This window comes from Pseudomonas sp. S09G 359 (genome assembly GCF_002843605.1).
Classification (GTDB): domain Bacteria; phylum Pseudomonadota; class Gammaproteobacteria; order Pseudomonadales; family Pseudomonadaceae; genus Aquipseudomonas.
In genome coordinates this window covers 2,307,409-2,323,820 of sequence record NZ_CP025263.1, presented here as the reverse complement: position 1 = coordinate 2,323,820, position 16,412 = coordinate 2,307,409, and the positions used below count along the sequence as shown (strand labels likewise).

Annotated in this window: 14 protein-coding genes; 11 read left to right on the top strand and 3 right to left on the bottom strand. The window is 62.1% G+C overall.

Features of this window, described 5'->3' with window-relative positions; all coding sequences use genetic code 11:
• Positions 1-7: 7 nt before the first annotated feature.
• Entirely contained in the window at positions 8-907 is a 900-nt protein-coding gene (locus tag CXQ82_RS10695) for a LysR family transcriptional regulator (protein WP_101268639.1), read from the top strand.
• 179 nt (positions 908-1,086) lie between these two features.
• Here CXQ82_RS10695 and CXQ82_RS10690 read toward each other — a convergent pair whose 3' ends face one another.
• The gene (locus CXQ82_RS10690) at positions 1,087-1,449 is read right to left on the bottom strand and encodes a hypothetical protein (protein WP_101268637.1); all 363 of its coding nucleotides are present in this window, start codon (positions 1,447-1,449) and stop codon (positions 1,087-1,089) included.
• A gap of 2 nt (positions 1,450-1,451) precedes the next feature.
• Positions 1,452-2,447 carry a hypothetical protein gene (locus CXQ82_RS10685; RefSeq protein WP_101273759.1) on the bottom strand — a complete coding sequence of 332 codons (996 nt, stop codon included), beginning with the start codon at positions 2,445-2,447 and terminating at the stop codon, positions 1,452-1,454.
• 517 nt (positions 2,448-2,964) lie between these two features.
• On the opposite strand from CXQ82_RS10685, the gene CXQ82_RS10680 reads away from it, so the two are divergent.
• From CXQ82_RS10680 to CXQ82_RS10670, 3 genes are read left to right on the top strand one after another with little or no spacing between them, the layout of a single operon-like run.
• On the top strand, positions 2,965-3,423 hold the full coding sequence (locus CXQ82_RS10680) for a (2Fe-2S)-binding protein (protein WP_101268635.1): 459 nt from the start codon (positions 2,965-2,967) through the stop codon (positions 3,421-3,423).
• Positions 3,423-5,660 carry a molybdopterin cofactor-binding domain-containing protein gene (locus CXQ82_RS10675; protein WP_101268633.1) on the top strand — a complete coding sequence of 746 codons (2,238 nt, stop codon included), beginning with the start codon at positions 3,423-3,425 and terminating at the stop codon, positions 5,658-5,660. Before CXQ82_RS10680 ends, CXQ82_RS10675 begins: the two co-directional genes overlap by 1 nt.
• Before the next feature lie 16 nt (positions 5,661-5,676).
• Positions 5,677-7,017 (top strand): cytochrome c, encoded by a 1,341-nt coding sequence (locus tag CXQ82_RS10670; RefSeq protein ID WP_101268631.1) that lies wholly within the window; start codon positions 5,677-5,679, stop codon positions 7,015-7,017.
• 55 nt (positions 7,018-7,072) lie between these two features.
• On the opposite strand, the gene CXQ82_RS10665 is transcribed toward CXQ82_RS10670, so the two are convergent.
• Positions 7,073-8,083, bottom strand: a complete 1,011-nt coding sequence (locus tag CXQ82_RS10665) for an NAD(P)-dependent alcohol dehydrogenase (RefSeq protein ID WP_101268629.1) — start codon at positions 8,081-8,083, stop codon at positions 7,073-7,075.
• 158 nt (positions 8,084-8,241) lie between these two features.
• Between CXQ82_RS10665 and CXQ82_RS10660 the strand changes: the two genes are divergently transcribed.
• The 7 genes from CXQ82_RS10660 to otnI all read left to right on the top strand — a co-directional run bounded on the left by CXQ82_RS10660 (position 8,242) and on the right by otnI (position 16,410).
• Positions 8,242-9,147 carry a LysR family transcriptional regulator gene (locus CXQ82_RS10660; protein ID WP_101268627.1) on the top strand — a complete coding sequence of 302 codons (906 nt, stop codon included), beginning with the start codon at positions 8,242-8,244 and terminating at the stop codon, positions 9,145-9,147.
• Positions 9,148-9,899: 752 nt separating this feature from the next.
• Positions 9,900-10,763, top strand: a complete 864-nt coding sequence (locus CXQ82_RS10655; RefSeq protein WP_101273758.1) for a GGDEF domain-containing protein — start codon at positions 9,900-9,902, stop codon at positions 10,761-10,763.
• Between the two features lie 386 nt (positions 10,764-11,149).
• Positions 11,150-12,076 carry an L-threonate dehydrogenase gene (ltnD, locus tag CXQ82_RS10650; RefSeq protein WP_256581889.1) on the top strand — a complete coding sequence of 309 codons (927 nt, stop codon included), beginning with the start codon at positions 11,150-11,152 and terminating at the stop codon, positions 12,074-12,076.
• A gap of 10 nt (positions 12,077-12,086) precedes the next feature.
• Positions 12,087-13,379 carry a 3-oxo-tetronate kinase gene (otnK, locus tag CXQ82_RS10645; protein ID WP_101268623.1) on the top strand — a complete coding sequence of 431 codons (1,293 nt, stop codon included), beginning with the start codon at positions 12,087-12,089 and terminating at the stop codon, positions 13,377-13,379.
• Positions 13,376-14,014, top strand: a complete 639-nt coding sequence (locus tag CXQ82_RS10640) for an aldolase (protein WP_101268620.1) — start codon at positions 13,376-13,378, stop codon at positions 14,012-14,014. The genes otnK and CXQ82_RS10640 overlap by 4 nt, the downstream gene beginning before the upstream one ends.
• A gap of 130 nt (positions 14,015-14,144) precedes the next feature.
• On the top strand, positions 14,145-15,605 hold the full coding sequence (locus tag CXQ82_RS10635; protein ID WP_101268618.1) for an SLC13 family permease: 1,461 nt from the start codon (positions 14,145-14,147) through the stop codon (positions 15,603-15,605).
• A 22-nt stretch (positions 15,606-15,627) separates the two neighbouring features.
• A complete protein-coding gene (gene otnI, locus CXQ82_RS10630; RefSeq protein WP_101268616.1) occupies positions 15,628-16,410 on the top strand; it encodes a 2-oxo-tetronate isomerase in 783 nt (260 codons plus the stop codon).
• Positions 16,411-16,412: the final 2 nt, after the last annotated feature.

The following is a 16,412-nucleotide window of genomic DNA, read 5'->3' as shown; positions in this document are numbered from 1 at the left end:
TAGATCAATGTTCGAGCTGACTCAACTGCGCTGCTTTACCACGGTGGCCACCGAGCTGAATTTCCGCCGGGCCGCCGAACGGCTGAACATGACCCAGCCACCGCTGAGCCGGCAGATCCAACTGCTCGAGCATCACTTGGGCGTGGAGCTGTTTGCCCGCACCACCCGCAGCGTGGCCCTCACCGCTGCCGGCCGGGCGTTTTTCATCGAGGCGCAGAACCTGCTGGAACGCGCCCAGCAAGCCGCGGTGACCGCGCGGCGTTTTGCCGAGGGCGATATCGGCACGGTCAATATCAGCTTCGTCGGCAGCGCGGTGTATGAGTTTTTGCCCAAGGTGATTGCCGAGGCACGGCTCAAGCAGCCGCAGGTGAAAATCGACCTGTCGGAGATGAACACCTACCAGCAATACGAAGCCCTGCGCGCGCGGCGCATCGACCTGGGCATCGTGCGTGCGCCCTTGCTGGAACCGGGCTACGCCACCGAATGCCTGGTGCGCGAGCCCTTTGTACTGGCGGTGCCAAGCAGCCATCGGCTGGCTACGGCCGAGACCGTCAGCGTGCACGACCTGGACGCCCAGCCCTTCCTGATGTACGCCCACGCAGCCTACCCGCCGTTCAACGAACTGCTCACCGGCCTGCTGCGCTCGGCACGCGTCGCCCCGGAGTATGTGCAATGGCTGGGCTCGTCCCTGACCATCCTGGCCCTGGTCAACGCCGGCATGGGCCTGGCCCTGGTGCCGCGGTGCGCCAGCAGCGTGGTGTTCAAGAACGTGGTGTTCCGCGATATCGACCTGGGCGAAGGCGCGCAGAGCGAACTGCATTTGATCTGGCGCGAGAATAACGACAACCCGGCGTTCGCCATGTTGCTGGAGGGGATTCGCAATGCGGTGCGCGAAGGGTGGGCCTGAACCCTCCCACTGTGGCGAGCGGGCTTGTGTTGCAAGCAGGCTTGTGTGGCGAGCGGGCTGCGCAGCAGCCCCAGCAAAGGCACCGGGATTTTTCTGAAAGCACTCAGCGCCAGGTTTTGGGGCTGCTGCGCAACCCAACGCGGGCAAGCCCGCTCGCCACAAGAGTCTAATGGCTACGGCTACCAGTCATACCAGAGGTACCAGATGATTGCGGCGACGAACCATATCACCGCGCACGCATAAGGCCACAGCGCCCAACGCTTGAGGGACAGGGGGATGGAAGCCAATTCAGCCTCGGTCACATCCCCGCGTTTGATATGGGCTTTAGGCGAGCTCAGCAATTGATTGATCAAGATCATGCGATGAAACCTGTCAATGTGTTGATTTCTGCCCCAAAAGCGTTTGTGATCGCAGACCACCTTGTTTTCGCTGAAGTAGCTCTCCAACTCTTCGAGCTTTGTGTACTCGACGAATAAAGTGACCCCTGAGCCAACGATTGCTCCTCCCACTATAAAGATTGCAGAGATGGTCTGAAAATCCATGGTCAGGCCCCCTCTGGTTGAAAGATCAAGTCACCATCGATCTCTACGATTTGCCCGCCCAGAAACGCACCGCCGGCGCCTACAACTTTGCCTCCTGCATACCCTCCCGCAGCGCCGCCAATAACGGCGCAGGCCAGCTCACCGCTTCCTTTAGCGGCGATTCCCAAAAGAATACTACAGCCGCGACGAGCCAATTTCGCGCCCGCCATCCCTACCCAATGAGCTCCGCCAACGCTCCCCGCCAACCTCCCCGTCTCCACATACTTCGTCCGCCGACACTGCGCCTCTCGTCCGTCCACACACGCCTCCTTGATCTCCAACCCCGCCACGCCCACATCCAGCGCCAAGCCCATATACGTGCCCTTCGCCAACCACTTCGAGGTTTGCGCAATTTCGCGCATTCGCTCGGCATAACCGGCGATTTCACCCTTGTGCAAATAGCTCTTGGTGGAAATCCCCAACACCTTCTTCAACGCTTGATTACCGCGCAACCCCGTGCCAACCCGCGCGGCGCCTTGCAGTTGGGTATCCAGCAGGTCAAGCAGCACCTTGCGCTGGCGAAAAAACGCCTCACGCTCCAAACCTCCTGTCCTTAAGCGTTGATGCAAATGCTCGATCTGTACCAGCGTATACGCCACTTCATCCAGATGCCGCGCCCATGCGGATGTCGCACTGCCCACGCCCAGCGAGGTGTACCCCAGCAGGCTCTGCAGCAGGTCGTAGTCATTGATCACCTGGGCGGCGGCGGCGTTGTCGCGCCCCAGTTCCCAGCGTACTTTTTCAGCATGGCGCATCAACCAGGCTTCCTCCATCGAGCAGGTCACGCTGTAGGAATCGGGCACAATCACCAATTGCCCAGGCGTCACCAGGCCACGGCGCAGGTGATGGTTCAGCACATCAAAATGATCGGAACGTTGCGGGGAAATGTCTCTGCCCATCAAGCGCGATTTCAAACTCTCGTAGTCCGTCATGCGGTCGTTGATATAGCCCTGCGCCATGCCCTGCATCCCTGAATGCAATGAAGATGGCGTCGAAATATAAGCAAGCGAATACACCTCGAACACAAGCCCGGGGGGTCTGAATTACATTTGGGAAGTTGCCTACATACCAGGGAATAAGCACCTACAAAAAAGCCGACTGCCTCATCGTCAAGGACGCCTCGTGATGACAACCACACTACCTGTGGCGAGCGGGCTTGCCCGCGTTGGGCTGCGCAGCAGCCCCAGTGAAAGCACTGAATTTTTCCTGAGAGAACTCAGCGCCAGGTTTTGGGGCTGCTACGCAGCCCAACGCGGGCAAGCCCGCTCGCCACAATAGTGCATTGGCCACAATGTCCCCTCCCACATTTTTTGCGCTGCTTTGTTTGGTGCAATCCTCTCGAATACTTGCCTGATCCTGCGAACTTGACCACATGTGCATAGATACCCCTTGCCGAGTGGTCTAGAGTTCGACAATAAGCGGCCACTGCAACCAAAAAACGGCCGCACCTACCGTTGATCAGCAGGTGAACCAGCCATGGAATTACGTATCAACCAGAAGGCCTATCAGGTCGATGCCGACGCGGACACCCCCTTACTGTGGGTCATCCGCGATGACCTGGGCCTGACCGGCACCAAGTACGGTTGCGGCCTGGCACAGTGCGGCGCCTGCTCGGTGCTGGTGGACGGCAATGTGGTGCGCAGTTGCGTCACGCCGGTGGCCGGGGTGGTCGGTCGCGAGATCACTACCATCGAGGCCATCGAAGCCGATGACGTCGGCAAACGCGTGGTCAGCGCCTGGGTCGAGCACCAGGTCGCGCAATGTGGTTATTGCCAGTCCGGGCAGGTGATGGCGGCCACCGCGCTGCTCAAGCACACCCCCGCCCCGACCGCAGCGCAGATCGACGCGGCGATGGTCAACCTGTGCCGCTGCGGCACCTACAACGCCATCCATGCCGCGATGCATGACCTGGCCGCCGGGAAGGAGACCGCCTGATGAACAAGCCTATCGATATCCCTGGCGTGGTCTTGGGTGATCCGGTCAACCTGTCGCGTCGGCGTTTCCTGGCCAGCACCGCCGTCGGGGCGTTGGTGATCGGTTTCGGCCTGCCGCTGGGCGCGTCCCGGGTACAAGCCGCCACTGGCGCTGCCGCAGAACGCGGTACTCAGGTGCCGGCGTTCCTGGAGATTCGCCCGGACGGCAGCATCCGCCTGCTCAGCCCGTTCATGGAAGGCGGCCAAGGCACGCACACCGCCATGGCGCAGATTGTCGGTGAGGAACTGGATGCCGACCCGGCCACCTTTATCGTTGAAGCCGCGCCGCCCGGCGACGCCTACGTGGTGATGGACAACGGTATGCGCATTACCGGCGGCAGCATGTCGGTGCGCATGAGCTACCCGACCATGCGTCGCCTTGGCGCCCTGGCCCGCGCGATGCTGTTGCAGGCCGGTGCCGAACAGCTCGGAGTGCCGGTGGCGCAACTGACCACCCAACCCGGCCGCGTGGTGCACGCAGCCTCGGGTCGCTCCGTGGGTTACGGCGAGTTGGCCGCCCGCGCCCTGGACATGCCGGTGCCTGACCCTTCCACTATCACGCTGCGTGACCCGAGCCAATTCCGCTGGATCGGCAAGCCGGTGAAACGCGTGGACGCCTACGACAAATCCACCGGCAAAGCGCTGTACAGCATCGACCTGAAAGTCGACGATATGCTGCACGCCGCCGTACAGCACGCGCCGCGCCTGGGCATGACCGTGGGTAGCCTGCGTAACCAGGCGCAAGTCGAGGCTATGAAAGGCGTGCACTCGGTGCACCAACTGCCCGGTGCCGTGGCGGTGGTGGCCGAACGCTGGTGGCATGCCAAGCGCGCGGTGGAGGCGATTCAGGTCGACTGGCAGGAACCGGGGGCCGACTCCAAAGTTCGCGCCATGCCCGCCGATTTCTCCAGCGACAAGTACTTCGAATTTCTCGGCGCCCAGCAAGGCCCGGCCCGTGACGACGAAAACCAAGGCGACGTGGCCGCCGCGCTGAAAAACGCCAAGACCACGGTCGAAGCCACTTACCACAACCAGTACGTCAACCACGCGCAGCTGGAGCCGCCATCGGCCCTGGCGCGCTTCAACGCCGACGGTACGCTGGACATTTGGCTGCCCAACCAGGCGCCCGATATGTTCCGCGCCGATATCGCCAAGCGCACCGGCCTGGCGCCTGCGCAGATCAACCTGCACTCGCCGCTGCTGGGCGGTTTTTTCGGCCGGCATTTCCTCTACGACTCGGCCAGCCCCTACCCGCAGGCCATTGCGTTGGCCAAGGCGGTGGGCCGCCCGGTCAAGCTGATCTGGAGCCGCGAAGAAGAGTTCCTGCGCGACGTGCTGCGCCCGGTGGCGGTGGTCAAGTTCCGCGCCGCGCTGGACGCTGACGGCTTGCCGGTGGCCATCGAAGCGGTGAGCGCCACCGAAGGCCCGAGCGAAGCCATCGCCGGCAAGCAGGGTGAAAAACTCGACCCCACCGCCCTCGAAGGGTTGTCGGGCAAAAGCTACGCGATCGCCAACAAACGCATCGCGCAGATCTACGTCAAAGGCCCGGCCATGCTCGGTTACTGGCGCTCGGTGGGCAATTCGCTCAACGATTTTTTCTACGAAGCGTTTCTTGATGAGCTGGCGGACAAAGGCGGCCGTGACCCGTATGAGCTGCGCCTGCACCTGCTACGCGACAACCCGCGGTTGACCACCCTGCTCAAGGCAGTGGGCGAGTTGTCCGGGGGCTGGAAGCGTGGCCCCTACACGGCCGAAGACGGCAGCCGACGCGCACGCGGCGTGGCCATGGCCTCGCCGTTCGGCTCCCACGCGGCGGTGATCGCCGAGGTGTCGATTGAAAAAGGCCAGGTCAAGGTGCACCACATTTGGGAAGCCATCGACCCCGGCAGCATCGTCAACCCGGCGATTGTGGAAGCCCAGGTGAATGGCGCGGTGGCCTTGGGGTTATCGCAAACCTTGCTGGAAGAAGCGGTGTACGTGGACGGCAAACCACGGGCGCGAAATTACGACCTGTACCCGATCCTGCCGCCCTCGCGGATGGCCAAGGTGCACGTAAAAATCGTCGAGAGCGGCGAAAAGATGGGCGGTATCGGTGAACCGCCGCTGCCCGCCGTGGCGCCAGCGGTGGCCAATGCGGTGGCGCAACTGACCGGCCAACGTGTTCGCAGCCTGCCATTAAGCCGACACACCTTCAGCTAACCGAGCGAGACCGCCCATGAACAACCGTCGATTCGCAAGAACCGCAGGCTGGCTGGTGCTGCCCTGCCTGGTCGCAGCCGGTGTGCTGGCCTGGTACGTCACCCGCCAGCCCGCCACCCCGTTTGAACAGGCGCAGGCCGCCACTGCCGACCCGGCGCTGGTCAGCCGTGGCGAATATGTCGCCCGCCTCAGCGACTGCGTCGCCTGCCACAGCCTGCCGGGCAAGGCCCCGTTTGCCGGTGGCCTGGAAATGGCCACGCCGCTGGGTAACATTCACGCCACCAACATCTCCCCCGACAAAGCCAACGGCATCGGTGCCTACAGCCTGGCCGACTTCGACCGCGCGGTGCGCCATGGCGTGGCACCGGGCGGCCGCCGGTTGTACCCGGCCATGCCCTACCCGTCTTACGTGAAGCTGAGTGACGATGACATTCGCGCGATGTATGCGTTTTTCATGCAGGGCGTGCAACCAGCCAGCCAGGCGAATATCCCCAGCAGCATTCCCTGGCCGCTGAATCTGCGCTGGCCCATCGCCCTGTGGAACGGCGTGTTCGCACCGACCGCCACCTACGCGGCCAAACCCGAACAGGACGCGCTGTGGAATCGTGGCGCCTACATCGTACAGGGCCCGGGCCACTGCGGCAGTTGCCACACGCCGCGCGGGCTGGCGTTCAACGAGAAGGCGCTGGATGAGTCCGGCACACCGTTCCTCGCCGGGGCGCTGCTGGATGGCTGGTACGCACCGAGCCTGCGCCAGGATCACAACACCGGCCTGGGCCGCTGGAGCGAGCCGGAGATCGTGCAGTTCCTCAAGACCGGGCGCAATAAACATGCGGTGGTCTACGGTTCGATGACCGAAGCCTTCAATAACTCCACGCAGTTCATGGCCGACGACGACCTGGCTGCCATCGCGCGCTACCTCAAAACCCTGCCTGGCGACCCGCAGCGTGACGGTTCGCCATGGCAATACGTAACCGCGGACACGCGCCAGGACATCCCCGGCGCCCACACTTACGCGACACGCTGTGCGTCCTGCCACGGCGCCGATGGCAAAGGCCAGCCGGAGTGGATGCCACCATTGGCCGGCGCCACTTCGGCCCTGGCCAAGGAGAGTGCTTCGGCGATCAACATCACCCTCAACGGCTCGCAACGCATCGTCGCCGCCGGTGTGCCGGATGCGTACCGCATGCCGGCGTTTCGGGAGCAGTTGTCCGACGCGGAGATTGCCGAGGTGTTGACCTATGTGCGCGGTACCTGGGGTAACAGGGGCGGCGCGGTGGAGGCCAAGGCGGTGGGCAAGTTGCGTGAGCATACGGACCCGGCGAGCAGCAGCCCCATTATTCTGCAGATGCGCTGACGGCTAAGCGGGTTTGCTTTGCCAAGCAAACCCGCCTGCCCGGTAGACCCCGCCCCTAGCCGACCTTGATCACTACCTTGCCAAACGCCCCCCTGGCGAGGTGTTCATAGGCCTCGACGGCCTGATCAAACGCATACACATGATCAATGACCGGGCGAATGCGGTGCTCATCGAGAAACGCATTCATACGGTCGAACGAACTGCGCGGGGCCACGGCGATGCCGCGGATCGTGGTTTGGCGGAAGATCATCGGCATCAGGTTGAGGGCCGAGGTCTGACCGGTCAGGAAGCCGATCTGGGCAATCCGCCCACCCACCTTGGTGGCGGCGATGGACTGGTTGATTCCATCCCCGCCGGCCACGTCGAGCAACAGATCGACGCCTTGGCCGTCGGTGAGTTCGAGCACTTGGGCAGCCCACTCGGGGTGGGTGCTGTAGTTGACGCCCGCAACGGCACCCAGTTGCTTCAAGGCTGCGAGATTGGTATCGCGGCTGGACGTAACGATGACCTTGGCACCCAGTGCCGTGGCGATCTGTGCGGCAAACACCGAAACGCCGCCTGAGCCTTGCACCAACACCGTCTGGCCGGCCTGCACCTGGCCGTAATCCACCAGGGCATACCAGGCAGTCAACGCAGCGATCGGCAGTGTCGATGCCTCTTCATCCGACATGTCGTGCGGTGCGCGCACGGCACTGTCCTCATGAACAATCATGTACTCCGCCAGGCCGCCTGGCAGTGGCGAGCCAAAGCAATAATCGGGTTCATCCGGGCCGGGCATGCCGTCCAGCCAGCGCGAATACAAATGGGAGTTGACCCGCTCGCCCAGCGCAAAACGAGTAACACCCGCGCCAACGGCTACCACCGTGCCGGCCATATCACTCACTGGGATCAGCGGCTTGGGTACGCGGTGTGGCTCGTAGATCCCGTCGACAATCGCTTTGTCACGAAAGTTGAGCGAGACCGCGCCCACCTTGACCAGCAACTCACCCGCCTTGGGTACGGGGGTTTCGACTTCGGCCTGCACAAGGTTGTCCAAGCCGAATTCCTGCAAAAGCCATGCTTTCATTATCTGTCTCCAGGGCGGCCGGCAGCGTCAGTGCTGGCGGCGAGGCGCACAGTGTCGAGGGATCGCTTGCGGGGATAAATGCGCACAGCCAGTCAGGATTGTTATCCTTGCAGGCAACAATCACCCTTGTGGAGCAGCGGATGGAGCTTTTACAGGCAATGCAGGTATTTGCAAAACTGGCCGAGCTGGGCAGCTTTACCAAAGTGGCCGATGCGCTTCAGACCGGACGGCCGCATGTCACACGCACCATTCAAGACCTGGAGGCATCCCTGGGTGTACGCCTGTTCCAGCGCACCACGCGCAAGGTGCAACTGACGGCCGAGGGCGAGCGCTTTTACGAGCGTGTAAAGGCGATTCTGGCGACCATCGCCGACACCACCGCGATGTTCGATCGCAGCGGCTCGACCTTACGCGGCAGGCTGCGCGTGGACATCCCAACCGCCTTTGCCCAGCGCAGTTTTATGGAAAGCCTGCGCACCTTCACCCTGGCGTATCCCGATATCGATCTGGTCTTGGGTGTGACGGATCGCACGGTCGATCTGGTCGCCGAGGGTATTGATTGTGCCTTGCGCATCGGCCAGTTGCCGGATTCGAGCATGGTCGCCCGTGAAATAGGCACCGCCACCATGGTCACGTGCGCCTCCGCCGACTACCTCACCGCGTGGGGAGTGCCAGACACCGTGCAGAGCCTGGGCGAGCATCGCGGGGTCAATTTCCTCTCGGGGCACAACAAGCGGCCGCTGGCCTGGCACTTTTCGATAGACGGTGAAGACCTGCCCTACGTGCCAAGCGTGGGTATTACCGTGAACGAGTCCAATGCCTACGTGCAATGTGCGGTTGCCGGGTTTGGCATTATCCAGGCTCCCGGTATCACCGTTGAGTCATTCCTGGCGAAAGGCGAACTGGTCGAAGTGCTGAGTGACTTGCGCCCGCGCCCGCGCCTGGTTTCGGTGTTGTACCCAAGCCGAACCCACCTTGCGCCGCAAGTCGAGGCGTTTGTGGATTGGCTCAAGGCGCACTTCCCGGTGCTGCATCCCAAGTGGTTCAGTGCACCCCAGCGCTGATATTCAGCCAGGCGCGTTTGGCGTGTGGCGCAACCGCCGCCCGTCATTTACAGGTCGTAGCGCACCGCCATGCCAAACGTGCGCGGCGCACCCACATCGATGATTTCATCATCACGGTTGTTGGTGACGTATTCCTTGTCGAACGCGTTTTTCACGAAGCCCGACACTGCCACATGCTGGGTGACTTTGAATTCGCTGCGTGAGCATACGGACCCCGCGAGCAGCAGCCCGATTAATCTGCAGATGCGGTAACTGCATAAACTCGGTCAAAAAATGTGGGAGGGGCAAGTCGAATCGTCGCACCGCCCCCCCCACATTTGGATCTTTGTACATCAGGTGGATATCAGCCAGCTTTTGATTACAGGTCGTGACTCCACCACCGCGTCCAGCACCTGGATCGCAGAAACAGTGTTAACGGCGCGCGCGTTATCCATTACGACCTCTCCTACGAGCTGCCACACAGTCGCTGTAAAGGCGGTGCCAAGCTCAGATCAAACGTTCGCAGTATCGTCGCAAGCCTGCGCAGCGCAGACACCTGTGAAAAGTGATAGTTTTTAAGATCAACCTGAAATTGTGCCTATAGCAAAAACGAGGTGGGACCGTCACGTTGGATCCAGATTTCTGTTTTCCCGGCAGCATCACAGCCCCGTGCCAAGGCTTCAGCAGCCCATTAAAAATATGCAGGATTCCTCGCCGCGCCCCGACATGATCGGGCTATGATCGACCCATCTGAACCAGACGCCCGCCTCCCCATGCCCGTTGATCTACAAGCCCTGTACCCCAAACTGATCCACCTGATGCTGGACACGGTCTTCGTCGTCGACCGTGATAACCAGATCGTGTTTGTGAGCGATGCCTGTGAGGCCCTGCTCGGCTACCGGGCCGACGAGCTGATTGGCACTTTGATCACCCATTACATGCACCCTGAAGACCTGGCGCGCACCCGCTCCTCGATTGTGCGGGTCATGAATGGCCAACCCCATGTCGACTTCCGCAACCGCTATATCCGCAAGGATGGCAGCGTAGTGCACATCCTGTGGGCGGCCTTCTGGTCCGCCGAGGTGGAGGCGCGGATCGGCGTCGCACGGGATGTGACGGCGCTCACCCAGGCCGAGGAAGAATTACGCTTCCTCGCCCATCATGACCCGCTGACGGCCCTAACCAATCGCTCGCTGTTCAACGCTCGACTGGACGCCGCCCTGCAGGCGGCGCAGCGCCACAACCGCAGCCTGGCGTTGCTGTTTGTCGACATCGATGACTTCAAGGGCATCAATGATGTGCATGGCCACGGGATGGGCGATCGCGTGCTCTGTGCGATTGCACGCAGGCTGGAGTGCTGCGTGCGTGAGAGCGACCTGGTCGCCCGGATGGGCGGTGATGAGTTCACGCTGATGCTCACGGAGATTCAGTCACGGGAGGCCGTATCCGCGAAAGTGGCACACATACTCGCGGTCATGGCCGAGCCGCTGGGGCCTGAATTTGGCGGGTTAGCCATGCCGTCCTGCAGTATCGGCGTGGCGTTTTACCCGACCGACGGGGAAGATGCCGACGCGCTGCTCAGGCATGCGGACGGCGATATGTACCGGATAAAAAGACAGCGGTTTGCAACCGAGTGACCTGAGCCAACTCTGAACCTCGCGACGCCCTCTCCACCCGCCCCCACCAGTGAACACCGCCAAAGCCCCCGCTCACGTTTTAGTGCAGGCGCATTTTTTAACACGCCATGGCTAGCCGGCGTGTCGCGACATTGCGCATGCCTATGAATGACAGGTGCAAAGGCGGCGCGATGTTAAATAATGTTAAATCAAAAAATAACTTCACATAATCCGATCATTGGAGGATTATCTCTCCAACACGCATGACACCCTGACAAAAAAACAAAACAGGATGGCAACGATGATCGACCACTCCCCGAATGCCCTGCCAGCGAACACGTTGGCGCCTGCCTCCCCTTACCTGCACCTGGATAACGGTCCGCACCGTTGTGGTGTTCACGTACCTGATGCCTTTTTACGGAGCCTCCATGAATAACAAGAATGTTGGTGTTATCGGCTTAGGCGCGATGGGGCTGGGTATTGCCCGCTCGCTGTTGCGCAGCGGCTTCAACGTGCATGCCTGTGATGTGCGCGAAACCGTCACGCAGCAGTTTGCCAGTGAAGGGGGCGTTGCCTGCCACTCTCCTGCGCAGATGGCGGCCGCGTGCGATGTGATCATCACCGTGGTGGTCAATGCCGAACAAACCGAGACGGTACTGTTTGGGGAAAATGCCGCCGTCGCCGCCTTGCGCCCCGGCAGTCTGGTGATTGGTTGCGCCACGGTGGCCCCTACCTACGCGGTAGACCTGGGTCAGCGGTTGAGCAGCGCAGGCCTGTTGTACCTGGATGCACCAATTTCCGGGGGTGCCGCCAAAGCGGCTGCCGGCGAGATGACCATGATGACCTCCGGTCCAGCCGAGGCTTATGCAAAAGCTGACGAGGTGCTCGCGGGCATGGCCGGCAAGGTCTATCGCCTCGGCGACGCCCATGGCCTGGGCTCCAAAGTGAAAATCATCAACCAACTGCTGGCCGGCGTACACATTGCCGCCGCCGCTGAAGCCATGGCACTCGGGCTGCGTGAAGGGGTCGAGGCCGATGCGCTGTATGAAGTGATCACCCATAGCGCGGGCAATTCGTGGATGTTCGAAAACCGCGTGCCGCACATTCTCAAGGCCGATTACACGCCGCTGTCGGCTGTCGACATTTTCGTCAAGGACCTGGGCCTGGTGCTGGATACCGCGCGGGCCAGCAAGTTTCCGCTGCCGTTGTCGGCCACTGCTCACCAGATGTTCATGCAGGCTTCCAGTGCCGGGTTCGGGCGTGAGGACGATTCGGCAGTGATCAAGATTTTCCCTGGCATCGAGCTCCCGACTGCCAAGACCGACCCCGTATAAGGATTGCCCCATGAACCTACCTTGCGCACGCCCCTTGCTGGGCTGCATCGCCGATGACTTCACCGGGGCCACAGACCTGGCCAATATGCTGGTGCGCGGCGGCATGCGTACTGTGCAAAGCATCGGCATTCCCAGCGCTGAAGTCGCTGCGACGCTGGATGCCGATGCGATCGTGATCGCGCTGAAGTCGCGCACTGTCCCGGCGGCACAGGCGGTGGCCGACTCGCTGGCGGCACTGGAGTGGCTGCGCGCACAAGGGTGCGAACAAATTTTCTTCAAGTACTGCTCCACCTTTGACTCAACGGCCGCCGGCAATATCGGCCAGGTCAGCGAGGCCCTGCTCAAGGCGCTGGACAGTGATTTCACCCTGGCCTGCCCGGCATTTCCGGAAAACGGCCGAACCATTTTCCGCGGGCATTTGTTTGTGCAGGATCAACTGCTCAATGAGTCAGGCATGCAGCACCACCCGCTGACCGCGATGACCGATGCCAATCTGGTCCGTGTGCTGCAATCACAAACCTCACAAAAGGTCGGCCTGCTGCGCTACGACACCATCGCCCAAGGTGTGCCAAAAGTACGCGAGCAGATTACTGAGCTGCGCGCCCAAGGCGTCGGCATGGCCATCGCGGATGCCCTCAGCGATCAAGACCTGTACACCCTCGGCAGCGCTTGCAGTGATTTGCCCCTGCTGACCGGCGGCTCTGGCCTGGCCCTGGGCCTTCCCGACAACTTCCGCCGCGCCGGCAAACTTCGCGACTTCGACCCAGCCTCCTTACCTACCGTACTCGGTGGCGAGGTGGTGCTGGCAGGCAGTGCCTCGATTGCCACCAACGGCCAGGTCGCCGCGTGGCTCGAGGCCGGGCGACCGGCGCTGCGCATCGACCCTCTAGCCCTGGCGGCGGGTAAGCCGGTGGTGGCGGATGCCGTGGCGTTTGCCCTGAGCAACCCCCACACCGTACTGATCTATGCCACCAGCCCGCCGGATGAACTCAAGGCGGTGCAACAGCAACTGGGCGCCGAACGCGCCGGCGAATTGGTAGAGAACGCCCTGGGAGAAATTGCCCAGGCCCTACGTCAGGCCGGCGTAAGACGCTTCGTGGTCGCTGGCGGTGAAACCTCTGGCGCCGTAGTCACGGCCCTGGGTGTGCGCCTGTTGCAGATTGGCGCGCAGATTGACCCCGGTGTTCCCGCAACCCTCAGCAACACTGCCGAACCGCTGGCACTGGCCCTCAAGTCGGGCAACTTCGGCGGCAGGGACTTTTTCGACAAGGCCCTTAAGCAACTCGCAGGAGGTGCGCAATGAGCAACGAAAACGCCTTGCGCGAAGAGATCTGCACCGTCGGCCACAGCCTTTATCAGCGTGGGTACACCGTCGGCAGCGCCGGCAACATCAGCGCGCGTCTGGACGACGGCTGGCTGATCACGCCAACAGATGCGTGCCTGGGCCGCCTTGATCCCGCGCTGATCGCCAAGGTCGACCTGACGGGCAAATGGGTTTCTGGCGACAAACCGTCAAAAACCCTGGCCCTGCATCGCCAGGTCTACGATCGCAACCCTGGCGTCGGCGGCGTGGTGCATACCCATTCCACGCATTTGGTGGCGCTGACGCTTGCCGGTGTTTGGCGCCAGGATGACATCCTGCCCCCGCTGACGCCGTACCAGGTGATGAAGGTCGGGCACATTCCGCTGATCAACTACCAACGCCCCGGCGCGCCCGATGTGGCGGACCAGCTCGCGCGCCTCGCCAACACCGTTCGCGGCGTGATGCTCGAACGCCTCGGCCCGGTGGTTTGGGAAAGCTCAGTCTCCAAGGCCAGCTACGCCCTTGAAGAACTCGAAGAAACCGCACGCTTGTGGCTGATGAGCAACCCGCGCCCGGCGCCGCTGGATGCCGCCGCCCTGGCCGAGCTTGAAAGCGTTTTCGGCGCCCACTGGTAGGCACCGGTTTCCCCTGCAACACCCTTAACAATAAAAACAACAGGACTTCCAGCATGACCACTATCGAGTTTCGTGTTGATGTTTGCAGCGACAAAAAACCATCCGGCGTTGTCCATCAAGGGCCGCGCTCATGAGCCCGCTTATCCTGATGGCGACCGCAGGCCTGGGCATCGCCTTGCTGCTGTTCCTAGTGCTCAAATACAAATTCCAGCCGTTTGTGGCGCTGATGTTGGTCAGCATTCTGGTGGCCCTGGTCGCAGGCGTTAAACCTGCCGATCTGGTCGCCACTATTGAAGGCGGCATGGGCAAGACCCTCGGCCACATTGCGATCATCATTGCCTTGGGTGCGATGATCGGCCGTATCATTGAGTTGTCGGGCGGGGCCGAGGCACTGGCCAAGACCCTGATTGAACGCTTCGGTAATCGACGCACACCCCTTGCCCTGACGATTGCCGGTTTCATTATCGGCGTGCCGGTGTTCTTCGAAGTGGGGGTGATTATCCTCATGCCGCTGGCCTACGGCGTGGCTCGTCGTGCTCGCAAGCCGTTGCTGATGTTCGCGTTGCCGATGTGCGCAGCGCTGCTTACAGTGCATGCATTTCTGCCACCGCACCCAGGTGCGGTCGCCGCCGCCAGCCAACTGGGTGCGGACCTGGGCCGGGTGCTGATGTTCGGGCTGCCGCTGACGGCGTTGCTCTGCTACGTTGGCTATCGGGTGGCAGGGCGCATGACGCGCCGCTTCTACCCGATGTCGGATGATATCCGCGCCGAAGTCTACGGCCCGCATGTCACCAACGACGACCTGCGCGCCTGGCAGGACGGCAAAACCCAAGCGGCGCAACAAGGTGCAGAGGCCGTCTCGCACATGGGCCTGGAGGAATCCACCAGCAGTATCGTGGCCAAGCTGCCGCCCGCCCCTGCGCCGGGTTTCGGCCTGATCGTCAGCTTGATCCTGTTGCCGATCGTGTTGATTCTGCTGGGGACGCTGGCGACGTCACTGCTGCCGGTCGAATCCACCCTGCGCGGCATCATGACCGTGCTCGGTGCGCCCCTGGTGGCGCTGCTGCTCGACACCTTGCTGTGTGCCTGGCTGCTCGGTTCCCGTCGCGGCTGGAGCCGTTCCCAGGTCTCCGATGTGATTGGCTCGGCGCTGCCGGGTGTGGCCATGGTGATTTTGATTGCCGGTGCTGGTGGCGTATTCGGCAAGGTGCTGGTGGATACCGGCATCGGCGCGGTGGTCTCCGACCTGCTGCGTACCACCGGGCTGCCGGTGCTGGCCCTGGGCTTTTTGCTGACCATGTTGCTGCGCGCCGTGCAAGGCTCCACCACCGTGGCCCTGGTAACTACCGCAGGTATCATCAGCCCGTTGATCGCCACGCTCAACCTGACGCCCAACCACATGGCCCTGCTGTGCCTGGCCATGGGCGGTGGTGGGCTGGCGATGTCGCACATCAACGACGCTGGCTACTGGATTTTCACCAAGCTGGCCGGCCTCAACGTGGCAGACGGCCTGCGGACCTGGACGGTGATCACCACCCTCCTCGGCACGCTGGGTTTCCTTATCACCCTGTTGATCTGGCCTTTTGTCTGATCGTTTTCCATCAGGAGCTCACATGCCTCGCTTTGCAGCCAACCTAAGCATGCTTTACCCCGAACACGCTTTTCTGCAGCGCTTCGCAGCGGCTGCGGCCGATGGTTTTGAGGCCGTGGAGTATCTGTTCCCCTACGAGTACAGCGCCCAGGTACTCAAACAGCACCTGAGCGACAACGGCCTGGTCCAAGCCCTGTTCAACGCGCCGCCCGGCGACTGGGCGGCGGGCGAACGCGGCATCGCCACCTTGCCGGGCCGCGAAAGCGAATTTCGCGCAGGCTTCGACCGCGCCCTGGAATACGCCGCCGTGCTGGGCAATACCCGCATCCACGTGATGGCCGGCCTGCTGCCCTCGGAGCAGCACCGTGAGCGCCATCACGCGGTGTACCTGGAGAACCTGGCTTACGCGACCGCCCAAGCACGTCAGGCTGGCGTGACGGTGTTGCTGGAGCCGATCAACACCCGCGACATGCCGAGGTTTTTCCTCAACCGACAGGACCAGGCACACGCGATCTGCAAGGAGGTCGGCGCAAGCAATCTGAAGGTGCAGTTTGACTGCTATCACTGCCAGATCGTCGAAGGTGATTTGGCGGTCAAACTGCTTCGCGACATCAACGGCATTGGCCATATTCAGATTGCCGGCGTGCCCGACCGACACGAACCGAACCTGGGTGAATTGAACTACCCCTACCTGTTCGAGCTGATTGACGAGTTGGGCTACGACGGCTGGGTCGGTTGCGAATACCGCCCCAAAAGCGACACCTCGGCCGGGCTGCAATGGTTGCGGGACTGGAAAGCGCGCTAAGT

What these genes read in the sequence shown, in the direction of transcription:
- CXQ82_RS10685 (WP_101273759.1), bottom strand. Translation starts at nt 2,447, where the DNA reads ATGGCGCAGGGCTATATCAACGACCGCATGACGGACTACGAGAGTTTG.
- CXQ82_RS10640 (WP_101268620.1), top strand. Translation starts at nt 13,376, where the DNA reads ATGAGCAACGAAAACGCCTTGCGCGAAGAGATCTGCACCGTCGGCCAC.
- CXQ82_RS10665 (WP_101268629.1), bottom strand. Translation starts at nt 8,083, where the DNA reads ATGAAAGCATGGCTTTTGCAGGAATTCGGCTTGGACAACCTTGTGCAG.
- CXQ82_RS10660 (WP_101268627.1), top strand. Translation starts at nt 8,242, where the DNA reads ATGCAGGTATTTGCAAAACTGGCCGAGCTGGGCAGCTTTACCAAAGTG.
- CXQ82_RS10675 (WP_101268633.1), top strand. Translation starts at nt 3,423, where the DNA reads ATGAACAAGCCTATCGATATCCCTGGCGTGGTCTTGGGTGATCCGGTC.
- otnK (WP_101268623.1), top strand. Translation starts at nt 12,087, where the DNA reads ATGAACCTACCTTGCGCACGCCCCTTGCTGGGCTGCATCGCCGATGAC.
- otnI (WP_101268616.1), top strand. Translation starts at nt 15,628, where the DNA reads ATGCCTCGCTTTGCAGCCAACCTAAGCATGCTTTACCCCGAACACGCT.
- CXQ82_RS10695 (WP_101268639.1), top strand. Translation starts at nt 8, where the DNA reads ATGTTCGAGCTGACTCAACTGCGCTGCTTTACCACGGTGGCCACCGAG.
- CXQ82_RS10655 (WP_101273758.1), top strand. Translation starts at nt 9,900, where the DNA reads ATGCCCGTTGATCTACAAGCCCTGTACCCCAAACTGATCCACCTGATG.
- CXQ82_RS10690 (WP_101268637.1), bottom strand. Translation starts at nt 1,449, where the DNA reads ATGGATTTTCAGACCATCTCTGCAATCTTTATAGTGGGAGGAGCAATC.
- ltnD (WP_256581889.1), top strand. Translation starts at nt 11,150, where the DNA reads ATGCCTTTTTACGGAGCCTCCATGAATAACAAGAATGTTGGTGTTATC.
- CXQ82_RS10670 (WP_101268631.1), top strand. Translation starts at nt 5,677, where the DNA reads ATGAACAACCGTCGATTCGCAAGAACCGCAGGCTGGCTGGTGCTGCCC.
- CXQ82_RS10635 (WP_101268618.1), top strand. Translation starts at nt 14,145, where the DNA reads ATGAGCCCGCTTATCCTGATGGCGACCGCAGGCCTGGGCATCGCCTTG.
- CXQ82_RS10680 (WP_101268635.1), top strand. Translation starts at nt 2,965, where the DNA reads ATGGAATTACGTATCAACCAGAAGGCCTATCAGGTCGATGCCGACGCG.